This window comes from Cognatundibacterium luofuense, assembly GCF_018139685.1.
Taxonomy (GTDB): domain Bacteria; phylum Pseudomonadota; class Gammaproteobacteria; order Burkholderiales; family Burkholderiaceae_D; genus Undibacterium; species Undibacterium luofuense.
Genome location: NZ_JAGSPN010000346.1, coordinates 1 through 350, shown reverse-complemented (window position 1 = coordinate 350; position 350 = coordinate 1). Strand labels below are relative to the sequence as shown.

Sequence of the window (350 nt, the reverse complement as noted above, 5' to 3'; positions counted from 1 at the left end):
TACATTTTCACTCAAACATCCGGCCATTTCCGGCGCGATGGTGATGGATAAACTGGCCGCCTTGCGCGCTACTTCCTGTCAGGGTGTGGTCACCGCCGATTGTGGCTGCCTCTTGAATCTGCGTCATGCCGCTGAATACCAGCAGCAGCCAGTCCGTATCGAACATATGGCGAGTTTTTTATGGCGCCGTACCAATGCAGCCGATGCAGCGCAAACCGATTTGCCGTCCGCCCAACCCGCAGGAGAGCCCGTATGAGCGCCGCACGCGAGCTGATTTTGCAGCGTTTGCGAACTGCCGCATTACAGAGTGCGCCTTCGGCACCGGTGGCGCAACTGGATGCCCGCATCCA

The 350-nt window shown here is 58.6% G+C and carries 1 pseudogene; it reads left to right on the top strand.

The features are described from left to right. Positions 1-256: pseudogene (locus KDM89_RS20720) on the top strand ((Fe-S)-binding protein); the annotation flags it as partial. Positions 257-350: the final 94 nt, after the last annotated feature.